Source organism: Paenibacillus sp. Root52 (assembly GCF_001426865.1).
Classification (GTDB): domain Bacteria; phylum Bacillota; class Bacilli; order Paenibacillales; family Paenibacillaceae; genus Paenibacillus.
In genome coordinates this window covers 213,610-231,305 of the sequence record NZ_LMFO01000031.1, presented here as the reverse complement: position 1 = coordinate 231,305, position 17,696 = coordinate 213,610, and the positions used below count along the sequence as shown (strand labels likewise).

Annotated in this window: 12 protein-coding genes; 6 read left to right on the top strand and 6 right to left on the bottom strand. The window is 45.6% G+C overall.

Annotation, left to right across the window (positions count from 1 at the left end; genetic code table 11):
- Window positions 1–222: 222 nt before the first annotated feature.
- Both ASD24_RS25925 and ASD24_RS25920 read left to right on the top strand, forming a co-directional pair.
- Window positions 223–480 carry a DUF2164 domain-containing protein gene (locus tag ASD24_RS25925; RefSeq protein ID WP_056702083.1) on the top strand — a complete coding sequence of 86 codons (258 nt, stop codon included), beginning with the start codon at window positions 223–225 and terminating at the stop codon, window positions 478–480.
- Between the two features lie 34 nt (window positions 481–514).
- Window positions 515–1,063: a GNAT family N-acetyltransferase gene (locus ASD24_RS25920; protein ID WP_056702081.1), complete on the top strand. Its 549-nt coding sequence runs from the start codon at window positions 515–517 to the stop codon at window positions 1,061–1,063.
- Between the two features lie 209 nt (window positions 1,064–1,272).
- On the opposite strand, the gene ASD24_RS25915 is transcribed toward ASD24_RS25920, so the two are convergent.
- A complete protein-coding gene (locus ASD24_RS25915) occupies window positions 1,273–3,138 on the bottom strand; it encodes an ABC transporter substrate-binding protein (protein ID WP_162248976.1) in 1,866 nt (621 codons plus the stop codon).
- A gap of 208 nt (window positions 3,139–3,346) precedes the next feature.
- On the opposite strand from ASD24_RS25915, the gene ASD24_RS25910 reads away from it, so the two are divergent.
- A complete protein-coding gene (locus ASD24_RS25910; protein WP_056702077.1) occupies window positions 3,347–4,312 on the top strand; it encodes a DMT family transporter in 966 nt (321 codons plus the stop codon).
- Window positions 4,313–4,784: 472 nt separating this feature from the next.
- Here the strand turns inward: ASD24_RS25910 and ASD24_RS25905 are convergent, their stop codons facing one another.
- Together ASD24_RS25905 and ASD24_RS25900 are read right to left on the bottom strand one after the other, a co-directional pair.
- Window positions 4,785–5,573 carry an SDR family oxidoreductase gene (locus tag ASD24_RS25905; RefSeq protein ID WP_056702075.1) on the bottom strand — a complete coding sequence of 263 codons (789 nt, stop codon included), beginning with the start codon at window positions 5,571–5,573 and terminating at the stop codon, window positions 4,785–4,787.
- Between the two features lie 19 nt (window positions 5,574–5,592).
- Window positions 5,593–6,090 (bottom strand): GNAT family N-acetyltransferase, encoded by a 498-nt coding sequence (locus ASD24_RS25900; RefSeq protein WP_056702073.1) that lies wholly within the window; start codon window positions 6,088–6,090, stop codon window positions 5,593–5,595.
- Between the two features lie 305 nt (window positions 6,091–6,395).
- On the opposite strand from ASD24_RS25900, the gene ASD24_RS25895 reads away from it, so the two are divergent.
- Window positions 6,396–7,478, top strand: coding sequence for a MerR family transcriptional regulator (locus ASD24_RS25895; protein ID WP_056702071.1), 1,083 nt, complete (start codon window positions 6,396–6,398; stop codon window positions 7,476–7,478).
- Between the two features lie 180 nt (window positions 7,479–7,658).
- Here the strand turns inward: ASD24_RS25895 and ASD24_RS25890 are convergent, their stop codons facing one another.
- Together ASD24_RS25890 and ASD24_RS25885 are read right to left on the bottom strand one after the other, a co-directional pair.
- A complete protein-coding gene (locus ASD24_RS25890; RefSeq protein WP_056702069.1) occupies window positions 7,659–11,054 on the bottom strand; it encodes a GH36-type glycosyl hydrolase domain-containing protein in 3,396 nt (1,131 codons plus the stop codon).
- 206 nt (window positions 11,055–11,260) lie between these two features.
- Window positions 11,261–12,286 carry a LacI family DNA-binding transcriptional regulator gene (locus ASD24_RS25885; RefSeq protein ID WP_056702067.1) on the bottom strand — a complete coding sequence of 342 codons (1,026 nt, stop codon included), beginning with the start codon at window positions 12,284–12,286 and terminating at the stop codon, window positions 11,261–11,263.
- A 675-nt stretch (window positions 12,287–12,961) separates the two neighbouring features.
- On the opposite strand from ASD24_RS25885, the gene ASD24_RS25880 reads away from it, so the two are divergent.
- Complete coding sequence (locus tag ASD24_RS25880) at window positions 12,962–14,617, top strand: AraC family transcriptional regulator (RefSeq protein WP_056702064.1); 1,656 nt, start codon at window positions 12,962–12,964, stop codon at window positions 14,615–14,617.
- 92 nt (window positions 14,618–14,709) lie between these two features.
- Entirely contained in the window at window positions 14,710–15,741 is a 1,032-nt protein-coding gene (locus ASD24_RS25875; protein ID WP_056702062.1) for an ABC transporter substrate-binding protein, read from the top strand.
- 256 nt (window positions 15,742–15,997) lie between these two features.
- Here the strand turns inward: ASD24_RS25875 and ASD24_RS25870 are convergent, their stop codons facing one another.
- Complete coding sequence (locus tag ASD24_RS25870; RefSeq protein ID WP_056702060.1) at window positions 15,998–17,578, bottom strand: hypothetical protein; 1,581 nt, start codon at window positions 17,576–17,578, stop codon at window positions 15,998–16,000.
- Between the last annotated feature and the right edge of the window lie 118 nt (window positions 17,579–17,696).

Genomic DNA, 17,696 nt, shown 5'->3' with positions numbered 1-17,696 from the left:
ATCCTTTGGATATACGAAGACATCAACCAGATTAATGTTGCTTTCTGGAAAGTTTCGTACGCGTTTCATTTAAATATACCTTTAACGGAGGATGAGTTCAATAAAGAACGGCACCAAAGTCAGGATCAAACGCATTCAAGATAGGCCTATAACCATTTTGACGGGTGCGCACGAATCATGTAGCATGGTAGTAAAACCAGAATTTAAGGGAGGGTTTCCCAATTGAACACGCTAAAACTGACCAAAGAACAGCAGGATGACGCCATACGCACCATCCAGTCGTATTTCGAAGAGGAACGCGGCGAAGAACTGGGCGATTTGGCAGCTTGGGGTGTACTGGATCTGTTCATGACCCAGCTCGCTCCCTACATATATAATCAGGCCCTCGCTGACGCACGCACTACGGCGAATCAACGCATGGCCTCGCTGGAAGAGGATCTGTTTGCATTAGAACGCAAACTGCCCCTTAAGTCCCGTTAAAACCCTAAATTGACTAAGAAAGAAGGTTGCACTCATGTTTACCTATTCATTGGATGAATATACCGAACTACGCCCTCTCTCGATGGAGCACACGAAGCCATTATTTGAACTTACAGATCGTTCACGGGATCAATTAAGACACTGGCTACCATGGGTGGATCATGTGACCGAAATCGAGCATACCTCCAACTTTATTACCAATGCCTTGAAGCAAGGTGCTGAAAATGGTGGATTTACCGCAGGTGTATGGTTAAAAGGCGAGCTTGCAGGCATCATTGGCTTCCATGAAATTAATTGGACGAATCGCTCCGTAAGCATTGGATACTGGCTTGGAAAAGGTTACGAGGGGCAAGGATTGATGACCAGTGCGTGCCGTGTGCTCGTGGATTATGCACTTGTGACATTGGATCTGAACCGAGTGGAGATTCGTTCGGCGACCAATAACAAACGCAGTCGAGCTATTCCAGAGCGGCTTGGATTCGTGCTAGAGGGCGTCATTCGACAAGCAGAGAAGCTGCCTAAAGGCTACGTGAACCACGCTGTGTATGGCATGTTACAGCATGAATGGGAACTGCTGCGCTAAATTAAGTACATACGACTCCATTTCATAACTCTTTTTTTGATTAAATATTAACAAAATATAAGTTTATCGTGAGTCCCAACAAAAAAATCAGTAGAATATTAACCTTGATCGTAGACAGCTGACTAATTAGTCGGCTGTCTTTTCGTTAATCTGACGGGCAGGTTAGTGGCTAACCAAAATATTCATTATTTCTTGATGAACGAAATCCATCAATGTTTGGATGGTCGTAGCGCAAGTGCATAAAAATCTGCCCAACCATATGGGTTTGTTTGCATACCTATTAAACGCTTGTCGTAGTAAGTGGACTGGTGTAGATGGTACATAAAGAATAAAGCCCGTTTATTTCTAAGCCATTGTTCCGTTTCCTGGGTCATTTGAATCCGTTTGTTTGTTTCGGGCTCGTCTTCGATCATACGCAATCTAATGTCTAGATGTTCGTAAATCTCCGGGGATAGGTGCCTACGTACGACGTGTCGATCGTCAAACATAAGTCGTAAAAAAGAAATAACCGAATTATCATCAACAACAGCATTAGCTAATACAAGATCCGCGGCATCGATAATCTCTGGACGAATAAACTCTTCATAATCTCGAACCTCAACGTTAATTTTTATTCCATATCTATCACATTGTTCGCTAAACCAGCGAGCGTTTCGTTCCAGAGAATCACCCAATATATGATAGGTCAGAATGGATAGTGTTTGTTGTGGAAGAAAGGGTGGCTCATCTAGATAATCTGACTCTGGTTTTAAGTAGCCGGAACTATAGTTCGTATATTCTTTATGCTCTAACATTTGTTCAGAGAGGATGCTCCAATCAGGAAAAAAACTATAGGCAGGGCTATAGGTATCGTTGTTAAGATCTGCACTCATGCGATGTGGATTGGCTAAACGACTAAGCCATTGTCGAAAATCGTCATATTCTAGAGGTCCTGGCTTGTTTAGTTGAAATGTCATATAAGTGCATCCCGTTTCTATTTGTTCAATGTCAGGCTGTTGATTGTTTCGTGGATGAAGTTGAAACGGATGAATATAGGGAAGCGTATCCCCAGCTAATTCCTTTAGAGGTGATAAATGATAACGTGTTTCCGGTATGATCCACAATTCAACTCGGTCGAGATGAGCTCGTCCCGAAAAATAAGCAGGAAAGGCTTCAAGAACAATTTGGGAGTCATCGTTCTCAACTACTCGGAACGGGCCACTTCCAATGGGAAAACGTGAAAATTCCCTAGATGAACGCTTTCCCGAAGAGAGCGGGAGGATTGAAGCACGTGGAGAAGCGAGCAGTTGTGGAAGAAGGTGATACGGTCGGCTCAGACTAATTTCAACACAGTATAGGCCTATGGCTCGAATTTTAGCTAATGGAAGCTCAGTCCATTCTGTTCGCCCAAAATCTGTTGACGTTAATCGTTCAAGAGTATAGACAACATCCTTCGCATGGAGTTCGGTATTGTCATGAAAGAGTACGCCTTTACGTATGTAAAAAGTCCATGTACTCTCACTGTTATCCGTTTCCCAATAATAAGCCAAGTGAGGAAGGACTTCGTTATTGTCAACATTTTCAATAAGAAGTGTATCAAAGAGTTGCCGTGCCATATGCCACTCTGTACGCCGAAGTGCAAAAGCTGGATCTAGATTAGGCATACTTCGGTAAAAGGGAAGACGCAGTGTGTCTAGTTGATAATGTTCATTCTTATCTACTCGGTAACCATACTGCCCCTCTAGCCACTGTACAAATCTGCCACGTATGACATCGTCCACATCGTGGTTCTCAAGCAATCTTATTCCATCATGAAATTTTCCTTTAATTGTTGCTTCCTGAGCGAGTGCAAGCACTACTTCCGCTTCCGAAGTTAATATCGTCAGCGTTGAGCGATTCCCTCTTCCAAGTCCAGGCGACCATGCGATCCACCCAGCCGTACATAAACGACGGATAATCCACTTTACATTACGTGGTGTGCAGTTCCATACTGTGCCCAATTCCTCTAATGTCGTCTTCTGAGAAATCTGCCTTTCGAGCGTGATAAACAATTTCTTGAGACTGAAGAAATGTTCCGATAACTGCAGAAGATTCACCTCCAAATAAAAGGGGATATTTAAAATTGAAAGTTATACTCTTTTTATTCCCCTTATTTTAAATACAATCATAACATACGGACCATAAGTGCTACTAAATAGGAGGAGGAGGTTGTGGAAGTCACATATCTTCATTGGCAGACATTAGCCAAAGCAAAGGAGTGTATCAGAGAATTGTTCACTGTTTACGAAGAAAGAGGTGGGCCTGTTGACTAACGGAGGCTCAGGTCGTATAGGTACAGTTAGAGATCATTATATTCTCGCCATTGGTGCAGCTGTTCTAGTCACCTTGCTGTGGTCAACATCCTACATTTTGAATAAGATTGCGTTTCAGCATCATATTGGGCCTTTTACATTAGCTGGATTACGATATGCCGTTTCTGCAATTACATTGGTGCTCGTTCGGTTGATTCTAATAAAGCGAACAAACACAGCACAAGAAATGGAAATCCAAAAGAGAAGAGAACGTATCAAATTACGACCATACCATATCGTTATTCTTGGTGTAACTGGGTATCTAATGGCACAGGGACTGCAGTACGTGGGGCAAATGCTGATTACACCAACACAAACGAGCATGATACTCTCGGTTGGTAACACTGCCGTTTTAATTATACTAGATATTTTTTGGCTCAGAGAGTTACGTGGTCGCTCATCATTTTTAGGCATATTGGTCGCAATGGCTGGAATTGTCGTTTTCTATTTTCCTTGGGATTTTGGAGGAAGTCACTTTAGTGGAATTGTTCTAATACTCGCTTCTTGCGCTGGATATGCTATCCATCTGGCACTAACGAGGCACTTACTGAAAAACGGAAAAGCGAACCCGGGTGATCTGGTTCTCATGCCCATGGCTATTGGTGCCTTCGGGATGTTAGTAATCGGGCTATTTTTTGAAGGTTTACCAAGCTTCTCTTGGCCACTTGTCGGTATCATACTTTGGCTAGGGATTATTAATGGTTCATTGGCATTCTCCTTATGGACGTGGAGCCAAAGACACTTGCGAGCCTATGAAAATAGTCTAATCAACAATTTGATGCTCTTGGAGGTGGCTGTTTTGGATGTTCTCATCTTACATCGTAATTTATCAGTTGCCGAGGTGTTAGGACTACTAATGGTAGGATTAGCTGTAGTATTCGTACAAATATACTCTCATTTCAAAAGGCATACTCAGTAATTTTGAAACGCCTCTGATCTCCGTAAATAGAACATCCTGTTGTGCAATATTGATTAACGAGATGATGATTGCTTAACTAACTACACGACAATCAGTGATATCCATAAGGAGTTATGGTATGAAAAAATAGACTATGGATATACATCCAGACTACGAAGTATCTTTAAAGGCATAGTGCCCCCTCTATTCCGATATATCGGGTATAAAGGGGGTTTCACTATATAACCCTTTTTGTAAATGCCGCATATCGCGTCACTGTATTGGATCGAGCCCAATCTACCTATTCATACTCACTGTACTGGTTTAGCTCAATGTAATGGTCTGATTCGATGCAATCAGTCAAACTTGCTGTGGCTGATTGCTCACTCATCTGAGTTCCACCTAGTACAGACTGATGTCCTGTACTTTCATGTACTTCATGTACCTTTGAGTGTGCATTCCCATTATATCTAACGCCTGACTCAGACCTATACTAGAGTGCTCGTACCATACCGCCGTCTACTACAAGGGAAGCTCCTGTAATATACGTATTGGCACCAGATAGAAGGAACACAACTGCCTTAGCAAACTCCTCCGGTTGTCCATAGCGTCCAAGAGGTATTTCCTTACGGAATTGCTCACCGACTTCTTCAATACTAATTCCATTCTGCTCTGCCCGCGCAGCATCCAGATCACGTATCCGATCTGTGCCAATTCGTCCTGGGGATACGGTATTAATCAGAATGCCATACGGCGCTAATTCCTGTGATAACGTCTTCGCCATACCAAATACACCTGTACGGAAGGTGTTCGATAGGATTAGCCCTGGAATCGGCTGCTTCACTGAGGTAGAAGCGATGTTTACGATATGGCCGCCGCTCTCCTTCATATAGGGAAGAACGCCACGGATCACTCTCACATAACTGAGTACATTTAATTCAAATGCATGCTCCCAGTCTTCATCTGTCAGCGATTCAAACGTACCTGAGGGCGGCCCGCCTGAGTTATTCACCAGAATATCGATCTGACCAAATAACTCACCTGTCTTGCGGATCAGAGCTTCGATATCTTCCTTACGCGTCACATCGGTTACACAAAATTCAACTCGTCCGCCACCACCAGCCGCAAGCAGTTCTTCCTTAACCGCCATCAGCTTCTCCTCGTTCCGGCTTGCAAGCATCACATCCGCGCCTTCTGCTGCCAATTGAGCTGCCACCGCTTTGCCTAATCCTTGACTCGACGCAAGTACGAGAGCTTTCTTCCCTTGAAGTCCCATATCCATCGTTATTCCTCCTTCACGCTTATGCTTCGATAAAATAACTCATCAGAATGTCGTCTACATATTTCCCGTCAATATAAAATTCAGACACTAATCTACCTTCTGTTAGGAAGCCACATTGTGTGTAAAAAGCGATAGCCCCCGGATTACTCGATAAAACGCGTAACCGTAGCTTCCTAATTCCCTGCTCACGCGCATGCTGCTTCATCGCATCCATCAACGCTGTCGCAATCCCACAGCGGCGATCATGGGGATGAACTGCAATATTAATCTCATACACATGTTGATTAACAGGCATTGCTGTCGCTGGATGAAAACCGACATAACCACACACGCGTTCACCCTGTACCGCGAGTAGCTGGCTACCCGGAGGACAATGTTGCAGATATTGTTGTCTAGACCGCCAATGAAACGGTGCAGGTGACGTGTTTTTGTCCCACACCAGGGCATCCAAATCCATGAGTTGACGTGTGTCTTGGATTTCGGATGGTCGAATTGTATAGGTATGGCTTGTTAACATAATCGCGCAACCTTTCGTGCAATAATATATCGCTGCGGATCGCAGCATTCTCATAGAGAAGTTTGGTTGGTTTCACGGTTTAGCCTTGCAACTCATCCCCTGAAGAGAAATCTCACGAATCGATGGAAGAGCTGTAAAGACTACGTTGTTCTATATTGTAGCATAGCCTCAGACTGGACTAAAATCTGAAGCGACTATACGTTCTACTACAGTTTTCTTACACTGTTTGCAGATAATCTACAATCAACACTTAACCTTAACGTAACGTCATGGTTTATACTGAATGTACAAGGAGGTGCAGCAGGATGAACATCAAGGAGGCAGCAGACAGACTTGGTATATCTGCGAGGGCGATTCGTTTTTATGAGGAAAAAGGATTGATATCCCCTGCAAAACAAACAGGCAACGGATACCGAAGTTACACGGAGAATGATATATGGCGCTTACAGACCATTGCCGCCCTTCGTGAGATCGGCATGTCACTTGAGGATATCGCCCACGCCATCGGAGAGATCGACCAAGGTAATCAGCAACGGCTGGAAGAATACCTGGAGCTGCAACAAGCCGTCATGTACGCTCAGTGGATCGAACTCAAACGTATGCTGGATACCACCCAACGCATGATTGAGCTGAATCGTCAGGACGGGCCACTGGAAGTCAGTCACCTTCATGTGCTTGCAGACAGCTCACGCCGCTTGCGCGAAGCAAGGCAGAATTGGCATGACCGCTGGAATTACGATACACAGGCCGCCATCCATGATGAGAGAGTGCAGGCTACGAACAGAGCGAATTCTGAACACGTCAAATCTGAACAACTTGATCTATACCACAACTATGATGAAGCCCTTGAACAGACCGCTGATTGGATCTCGCCCATCCTTGGGGAAAAGGGATTGGACATCGGAACCGGGACAGGCAACTTGGCTGGAAGGCTGTTACAGCGAGGCGCGGATATGACGGCGATTGATCAATCCCGGGAGATGCTGCGTACCTGTCGCAACAAATATCCTGTTATGCATGTGAAGCTCGGCAATTTTCTGGCACTGCCTTTTGAGGGAGACTCCTTTGATTTTGTGGTATCCAGCTTCGCCTTTCACCATCTGAGCCCAGATCAGCAGTTACTGGCACTGGAGGAAATGCAGCGTGTGTTAACCTCACGGGGGCGTATCTGCCTCACTGACCTTATGTTCACAGAAGCTGACCACCGGGATGCATTTACGGATCAGGTTAAGGCCACCGGACAGGAAGAGTGGCTACGCGCTGTTCGAGAGCGCCACTTCCCCTTACTCAATGAACTGTGCACATGGCTGGAGAGCCATGGATATGTGACGAAGCATATCCGTTACAATGAGTTATTGCATACTGTGCTGGCCGTTCCACTGCGATAGGCATTGGAACGCCTCATTAAATTCCGTTGGATTCCCATCCTCATATATAAAGAAAAGAAGCCCTCTTGTAAATGGAAAGACTCACTTCCACTGAACAAGGTAGGCTTCTTTTTTGTGTATAGGGGACAGAAGAGAGTACCAACAAGATGGTATATTATTTGTCTCTCTCCTGATTACACATTACATATAAATATCAATAACTGTACGCTCTGCAGCACCACGTGCTTGTCTGAATGTCTCCTGCGAGATGCAGACGCCGCCCTGACGATAACGGTTAATCGTGCTTTCCGCATGAATCTCCTGGCCATTCACCGTCACACGGTTAACCCCACCTGTACTCAAGTGGTAGATAAATGTCACTGGCTCACCCGCATACTCGAATTCGAACTGCATACCGTCCAGCTCTGCTGGCAATACAGGGTCAATCACCAGATCTCCACCTTCCTGACGGATGCCAAGCGCATTCGAGATCAGTTGGTTCATGTAGATTCCAGGACCGCTGGAGTAGATTCTCCATCCACCCTTCACCTGTACGGTTCCTTTACGCAACTGGTCAAAATGTTCCTGCGCTTCATAGCGTGTGTTGAATTTACCGTCAGAACTACTGAAGTAGGCGTTCGCTTGGCGGATCTCCGCATTCGGCACAACCTCATTGATACCGATTGGGTTGATCATCGCCAGACCATTCCATACCTGATCCGTCTTGCCCAGCTTCGCCATGGCTTCCACGTAACGAATATGCGCATGCACATACTGCAAACCAATCTCGCGTCCAAAGTTGGATGCCTGCTCCGCCCGCTTGAAGTGTGTACTTACACCGCCTGCATATTGTGCCGGACGATTCATCAGACGTACACCATCTGGGCATAGGAACTGCTCACGGATAAGTGCATAGTGTGATTCAGCCTGCTCTGCATTCAGTAATTCACCAATCATGCTGCGCGTCATAGGCAGCAGACGATACTGAATACCTGTTTCTGTATCTGTTGGATGCAGCATCAACTTCGCTTGATCCGCTTCCTCCATGTATACAAATCCCGGGATTACATCTGTACCTAGCATGTAACGGTTAAAGTCCTCACGAATGCCTTGTGCCAGCACTTCAAGCTCCTGTGCAAATTCCGCATCCTTAGATTGCAGTGCTTGGGAGAGCACGTTCACGGACTGATAAGTTAGGGCTACTGTCCAGCTGCTCACCATGTATTGCTTCAGCTGAGCATTCGCCGGCTGGAGCGTATCATCCCAGTCGCCATCCCCGTAGGAAGATAAGAATGTATCGTGCAGGAAGTTGGCACGGATATATTCAATTTCTTTTTTGGCATGATCCAGTACGGTTGCCGTCTCTTCTGTGAATCCGAAGCTATGCTTAACGGTATACGGCACCTGCTCATCCAGGATCGCATAATCGCGAGTCGCTGTCAGATAGTCTGCCAGTACTTTGAGCGGCCATACGATGATATCGCCATGACTCTCTTCCTGTTGAATGGCAAAATATTTATCAAACATGAACCACTGCGGCCAGTTCCCATCATCTTCATACTGGTGGGTATAGACCATTTTGATGATATCGGCTACCTGTTCATATTTTTGCGTTGCCATGAAATACTCAACAGGCCCTTGGCATACATCCCGCGTACCCCATGCTGCTCCGCCATATTGCTCCAATCCGTGAGGCACAGAGTAGTGAACCAGCATATTATGTGTGTACCACCATGCCAGCGCATTAACTTTGAATAGATCCTCTGCATTCTGACCTTCACCGCGCGATAGGCGGAACCCATTCATAACACCCGCGAAAAATTCACGATACGCCTGAACTTCTTCTTCAAACGTCAGGCTCGAATCAAGCGTTGCTACCGTACCTTCTGCTTGACCTTCAAGTATCCCTTGGATCGTTAGCGTCCACTCAGCACTTTCCTCCAGACTGAGCGTAACCAGAGATGCGCTCCCACTGCGTACACCACTTGCCAGCAAGGATTCGTCACCCACGTTAAAGGTAGCACCTTCCACCGTCATTCGATATTGCAAATGAGGATATGTGCCTGCGCTAATCGCCTGTGAGTCTGCTGTGAAGATCAACGTATTGCCATCCTGCTCCATATGTAGCGGATACTCATATTCATTCACATTCATCGTCACTTGGCTCGTTACCAAATAGCGGTATGCCTTACCACTCGTTGAACGCACATCCATACGTACTTCGGTTGTATTTGTACCCGTGTAGTTTGTAATGATGAATGTGTCCGAATCGGTTTTGTACATCCAGCGTACATAGTTGAAGCCTATTTCGAAGAGCGATGGCATGGTCAGTAAACGATAGACCCCATCCAGCTCCACATAGATCCGTTGTCCTGCTGTCTTAGGCACGTTAAGCGCATTGCGGGCATTGCTGATCATTTTATTAAAATTCGTATTCCCAATGACAAGCTGGGAATTGAAAATACCGTACATATACGATGTTGTCGTAATAACCTGTGCTCCGAGCTGCACATTGCCACCGCTCATCAGGATATGACCATGCGGACGTTCTACGAGCAACTCTTTTGCTTTTAACACAATATGCTCGTAACTCCCCGTGAAGAAGGATAGCAAGGAGTCACCGCTGCGTTCTTCCTGATGCCGATCAGGGAACAAGTGATTAATCTCCTCTTCCGTCAGATCAACCGTCACCAGCGGATCGCCAAGGCGTGCAGACCGTTTTACTTGCTCCAATGTCTCTCCAAGCTGGATAGATTCTGCCTGAACCGTATTCCAAGCTGCCGCTACTTCATCCCCAAATTCCAGGGCAGAGATACCTGTAGGATGATCTGGCTTAGCGAGTCCGTAGAAGATAACTTGCGCTTCTCCATCCAGTTTCAAGGCTTCCGACTGTAACGCTGTATAAGCGAATTCGTACTGATACGTCTCATTAGCAAGCGCCGGGCGACTTAAGCCCTCGGGCTTATCGGTTTCTTTGTAAGACAGACCGAAGAACTGGAATCCGTCCGTGGAGTAACCTACTGCTTTGGTCAGTGAACCTTGCTGCATATACGGAAATGCGCCGCCCTGAGGCTGATTCTGACGGGAACATACCACATAACCTTTAGTTGCATCTTCAAATACGGTGTGATCGATATATTGTGACAGATACGCTTCATTGCTACGTACTGCGCCTGGATCGGCAAGACCTACGTCTTGTCCGTAAACGACATCCACGTGATGGTATTGTCCCTGGAGCTTCACATCCCAGAACCAGATCCCCTGTGCAGTAGCCGTAAATACGACCTGATAACCAATCTCTTGTTGCATACCATCCAGTGGTACGGTGCCCTCCCAGATTAACTGGTTGCTTGGCAAGGACTTACTCTTCACGACTTTGCTATTCGAGCGCGCTCCCAGCAATGGAACGGCATGAATGTTGCTACCCTCAAACACCCGCAGGTACAGGTTATTCAGTGATCCATCAATCGGGTTGCTAAGCAACTGGTTCAGCATCGTTGTGCCGAAAGTCGCCTGATACAGATCTCCACTATTCAAAAAAGAAAATGTCAGTTCCCCAGCAGTCAGCCGGATCGATTCATTCATCATCGTTGTCATCTTATCCACTCCTTGATGTAATATAAACTCAAATTCGAAACGTTTCGAATTGTCTGAAAAAGAATAGGGATTCCCTGAGGATCGAGCATGTTAAGCCTGATCCCGACGATGAACCCCTCTATTTTTTACATACTCGTGAATCATGTTAGCCAGATCTTGCTTATATATTCCAAAGCTATGCCACTATGAGCATCTATCGCCTATCCTTAAGCAGGCTGTGTAGGCTGTGTGTCAGTACCTGATTGAACAGACCGCACGGAACGTCGTACCACCATATCAATCGTTAGCGTATATGATGGATTCACCGCTTCACCGTTCAGCATCTGGAATAACAGATGTCCGGCAAGTGATCCTGCTTCATGCTTAGGCTGACGGATTGTCGTAAGCGGAGGATGAACGTATTCCGACAACTGAATATCATCGAAACCAACGACGGAAATGTCATTCGGAACAGATATGCCGCTTTCCTCGAATGCCTTCAAGCCACCAATCGCCATCTCATCATTACCATAAAAAACGGCCGATGGAAGCTCACCTTGCAGCATCATCATTTTGGTGGCACTATATCCACCTTCACGTACAAAGCTACCACTCAGCTTCCACTTCGAACGTTCCTCAAGCCCAGCCTCCTGCATGGCTCTAAGATATCCTTGATATCTTAAGGCATTGTCATACGAGTTGGACGGTCCACTAATATACGCAATGGTGCGATGCCCTTCCTGGATCAGATGACGCGTAGCGAGATAGCCACCCTGTTCCCCGTCCACCAGAACATTTACCAGATGATCTCCTGAGAGGTGACGATCCATCACAATGATTGGAAAACGTGATCCGGCTGATTCTACCAAAATATCATCATGGATGTTATGTGCGAGTATAATCGCACCGTCTACCCTTTTTTCACGCAAAAATCGAACGGCTGTGGAATCACGCTCACCCATAGAGCTACATGCAATCAGATCATATCCGTTAGCGAGCGCTACATCTTGCACACTCCGAATCAGTTCCGAATAATACGGACCAGACAAGTCCGTCAAAATCAAAGCGATCGTATTCGTCCGGCTCCGCTTCAGGTCCATGGCAAAGCCATTTTTGCGGTAATTCAGTTCACGTGCTGCTTCAAGCACCTTACTCTTCGTTTTCGCACTCACCTTGCTATCCCCATTTAATGCATAGGAAGCTGTCGAAAGCGCTACGCCTGCTAGCTTTGCCACATCCTTAATCGTCGCCATTCTACGTTCGCTCCTTCTACCTTGACCAAATTTCTCTTGATAAAACGAAGTTAAGAACGTTACTCTTACCACTCCGCTGACAGAACAACCTTCCGATCGCTGTTATCCCCAGATTTTTTTGAACTCCCTTCTCTAAAGGGAAAATCTGGGGATAAAGGCGAACGCTCCGCTTCTTCACGTTATTTCTGTCCTCTCCGTTCTCGTGTAACTATTAAGTCCGTTTTGTATATCTACATTTTATACTGTAAATGGTTGTGACAACCACTATATCTAATAACTTTCTACGATTGTGGGGTACTTCCGCACTAATAGGATATGCTCCGATACTAATTCGAAACGTTTCGAACACTCTCCGAAAAAATGCTTAACAATTGCTCCAAAAACCCTCTGCTACTAAGCTTAACAAGATATTTACTAGCGTTCTATCAACGTTATTATTGTACGTATAAATATCAATTATCTTGCTTTTTCAAATACATAAAATCGTTAATTACGCTTATAAATAGCAGATTGAAACGTTTCGACATTTTCATTATAGTCTGAGTTGGTAGCGATTTCAACCTCTTTTTCCATTTTTAATTGAATTATATGATTCAACATGTTGGTGCCCACACCGCTCCGTTATAGGTTATACTGCTTATTATCTTAGACCGATCAGAAAGGAGATCATTGTTTATGCGCAACTCGGAACACGGCTTCTACAGCAAGACGCCACCTGCATCTGTTCCTCTGCATGAAATCTGTGCCATTCCCTCTCCTATGTACAAACTTCGGTATCTTGTGAAGATCCACGATCAAGAAGCGCTCTCTCGAACAGATCAGTTGTGGAGCGAGCTGCACACCATCTATATTGTGACTGCCGGCCAAGCCAGACTAAGCACTACAAACGAACAATTTACAGTAGATACAAGCTCAGTCATTGTACGGCGAGCAGGAACTATACTTCGACATGAGCGTAAACGTGGCTCAGTGGCTCCGCTACAGGGCTTTGTTATCGCATTTGAACCGATAGAACAGGAAGTAGATACCTGGCCGTTTGCATCGGTAACGTCGTTAACAAGCCATAATATGACTGACTTCGTATATGATTTGGCTCAAGCCTGTATGTGCCCTGAGGCTGACAATCCTTTTAAACTACATATGTTGTTCTTTCAATTACTCGCTACTTTAAAGGAACAAGTTGTACAGGTAACACAGGAGGATCATTCTTGGCTGGATCTCACGATCAAACGCATTCATGACATGTATACACACCCTCTCTCCCGCGAGCAATTGGCAAGAGAGTTCAATATCAGTCCAGAGCATTTCTCTCGAGAGTTCAAAAAAAGGACGGGACTTACGTTTGTCGAGTACATTACTCGGCTGCGCATTCGAATTGCCCAAGAACATCTTCTGCTCTCGAATCCTTCACTACAGGAGCTGGCAGAGCTGACAGGATATCGTGACACCTTTTATTTGAGCCGTAAATTCAAACAGGTCGTTGGTTCCGCCCCGACAATTTACCGGAAGATGCCGAAGAAAATTGTCTCACTTACATTTAATTATACTGCTTCGTTGATTGCACTAGGTCAGATCCCCCATATAGGTGCTGTTGCTAGCTGGATGAGGGATCGCATTCAAGAACAAGGAATGGATCAATTTGAACAGCGGGGCGAGCATGAATTTATTCACAATCTGGATCTCATTGCAGACGCCCATCCAGATCTCATTGTCGGTTATGCACCACACGCCAACCTAGATAAGCTGCGGCAGATTGCGCCTACAGTCCTGCTGCCTTTCGAAGAACTTGACTGGCAAGAACAATTACTGAGACTCGGACGAATAGCTGGACTTGAGGCTAACGCCAGACAATGGCTAATTCAGTACGATACACTTCAACAAGAGGCTAACCTTACGTTAGATCGTTGCCTGGGGACTGTACGTGGAACAGCGGTATGCATCTTCTGGATTGGGGAGAGCGGAGCCTATATCTACGGCCACGGCTGGGGAAGAGCTTCACATGTGCTGTACCAAACGCTTGGTTTCTCACCTCCTGCTCACATGAAAAGAGAGGGTCACTTGCTCACGGGATATGCGCATGTCCCTTTATCCGAAGTTCATCTGTATGCAGCAGATTATATCTTCATGTCCTATCCCTCCGAACTAGCCCAGCGTGAAGTCGTCGATCACTTACTTCATCAGGAGCGCTGGAGCAATTTGGAGGCGATTCGAAACAATCGAGTCTACACCATCAGTGATGACATGTTCTATGGTTTCGATCCGATCTCTATGATCGAGCAACTGAAACACATCCTGCACCAGTTAACATCACATTTGTCCATGGTTCGATGATCATAGCCGTCCATGTACAAATGAGAACTCTTCCTCTATCTTATTAATGAGAATAATAATCATTATTGATTATATACAGGGGGATATAGACTATGTTTGTCGTAAAAAACCGCTTTGCAGGACTATTCATCATGCTTGCCATGTTAATGGTGTTAGCTGCCTGTGGTAGTAACACAGATACATCCAGCTCCACGGAGCAAGCGAGCGCCGGGGTCGAAGCAACGAATGGCTCCACTGAAACGAAAGCAGATACATCATCCAATTCCAAGGGTACATCCAATGCTACACGCATATATGCTTCCGCAGAGGGGGATGTTGAAATTCCTGCTGAACCTCAACGGATTGTTACGGATATGTACGTAAGTGATCTCCTTGCATTAGGGATAAAGCCTGTGGGTGCCGTTAAATATTATCTGGAGAATCCTTATTACGCTGATCAGGTTCAAGGTATTGCAGATATCGGTGATCGCGGAACGGTATCACTCGAGAAGATTATTGCACTTAATCCAGATCTGATTATCACTGCTTCTAAACAACCAGAAGAGGTTGAGAAGTATAAGAAAATTGCCACGACTGTCGTAATCACCCATGGTACGTTCGCTGATGTACATGAAGAGATTCGTGGATTCGGTGAGTTGCTGGACAGAGCAGATGAAGCCGAAGCATGGCTGAAAACATACGATGAACGGATTACAGCTGCGCGCGACAAAGTTAAACAAGTGATCAAGCCAGAAGAAACATTCTCTATCCTGGAAGCAACAGACAAAGGGTATTATGGTTACGGGGATAACTTTGGCAGAGGTGGACAAGCGATCTATCGTGCCCTGGAGTTAGCACCTCTTGAGATCACCAAGCAGGAACTCATGGGAGATACACAATGGAAAGAAATCTCGCGTGAAGTTATTGGTGAGTATGCAGGAGACCATGTCCTTCTCACGGTAGATGAGAGCAATGCGGGTTATGAGGGAGATGCCATCTGGAAGTCTCTTCCGGCAGTGAAGAATAATCAAGTCTATGAATTGCAAGAAGATCGCTACTGGTACTTTGATCCGATTGCAATCCAAGGACAAGCCGAGGAATTCGCCGACATGATCGTGGAGCGGGCAGAGCAGAACCGTAAATAATACGCACTTGCCTACTGCCTACCTCTCTCTTAATATCTCTTTATATCGCTCTACTCTTCTATATAAGTGAACAAACAAGACGCTCGGTCAGGTTTAATATCCTGACTGGGCGTCCTGTTTTATGGTGTAGGTTGTACTTAATGTATAGGTTGTATCTTATTAGAACGAAGGAATCCGATATAGATGGCTAGTATCTAACATGACTAAACGTTATTACTGAACTGTGTCCCGCATTAAAAAGAAGATAGCGGCTTGTTTATTTCAGGTATCCTTTGGATTTCCAATATCGCTTCGCAAAGGATTCAACAGCGTACGGCAGCTCCCCATTCAATAAATCCTCATTCGCTTGAATGAGCTCCTTGCACCCACGTTCCAACAATTGAACGGTATACAGTAATTGAGATCCACCTACATAATGAAGTTCAAGCAACAACGGCTCTTCCTCATCCTCGTCCTCCTGGGCCGAGTATTCGATCAGCACAATTTCCGTGCCGTCCGCATGCTGGTGTAGCGTATAGAAGTATTTCTCGACCTTCGTCTCCCCTTGTGTATCCGTATACTCTCTACCAATACGCAGCATAGCTGGTTGAGGAACACCATCACACAGCTGACCTGCTTGTCGAAATGCATAGTAGAAGTCTCCAATCCACAGCCCATGCCGGTCATCATCATAATAATCGTCATATGGCTCCACGATAGGCAATGCTAATAAGTCACGAATAAGTTGCGGTGAAATTAAGGTGCGGGCATACTGATAATTCGATACGGACTGCAGCAAGGTGTCCCATCCATGGTTGCTTAACTGCTGAATATCCGCAGGTGAGTCTTCCGTAAATACACTCCATTCAGAGTTCTCACTGTTCACATAACGATATGCGCCTGAGATCATCCAGACAGGATTGCCCGCTTGCCCAGCAAGTTCATTAGGAGAGCCCGAAGCTGGGTCTGCTGGCTCTATTTTGAGCAACAATGCACAGTCATGCTCGTCCTGAAAATACAGACTGCGGAAATAGCCCTCCGTATGCTCATCGCCATAGACAGAACCTCGGCAAAACTGTCCATCCACCCAAAACTCATAGCTGTTCAGCAACTCACCCTCCTCTCTTACAGGTAATAATGAAGGGTGAGTAAGACGCTCAATGTTCTCAGCTGTGAACTGATGATCTTCGAACCAATCCGGTACATCTGGCGCTAGTTCTGCGGCATAAATATACTCTCGTTTAATGACAGGTTGTCCCTGCTGCAGCCTCTTTATCATCTCTTCTCGCCATGGAAACGGCTCTTCTGTATCTTCGTCAATTACACACTCGGGAACAAATAACTCCAGCATGTCAAAACCTTGCCATGGTCCGAGATCCTCCCACTCTTCAAGCTGACGCTTCACTTTCCGCTGTCCTTGAACCTGAATTCCATATTGCTCTGTACTTACTAGCAGCCCACCTTCTACGTTGCCTCTCACCGTCAATTCTCCATGGTTGTAATCTCCCCAGAACATATCCTCCACATAAAGATCACCTGTAATATATATTTCCTGCCCTCCCACGAGCATATAAGGCGTTGTAAGATCACCATGCACAACCAGGTTAGAAGCGGCCGCGTCGGATTCTGTGTTTCCAATATAACGATCAACGATCAGATTTCCCTCCACCATAATCAAAAAAGGCCCCTCATCCAGCAACAGCTCACTGATATGAAGATCACCTGAATGCAGCCATACTTCCTCGGCATCAAATTCACCATCATGTGCTTCATTCTGTGTATACATCCAGCTTTCGTGAGGCAACCTCGTTTTGATATCGGCAAAAGTAACCTTTTGACCTATGTGATGTATGGACATGTCCTGACACTCCTCATCGGTTGATATATGGATAGTCTCTTCAAACCTACTAATCTTTGAATCTATTGGCAGTTCTATTCGCAGTATGACTGCCATTTTAATTATACTAGAGGAAATA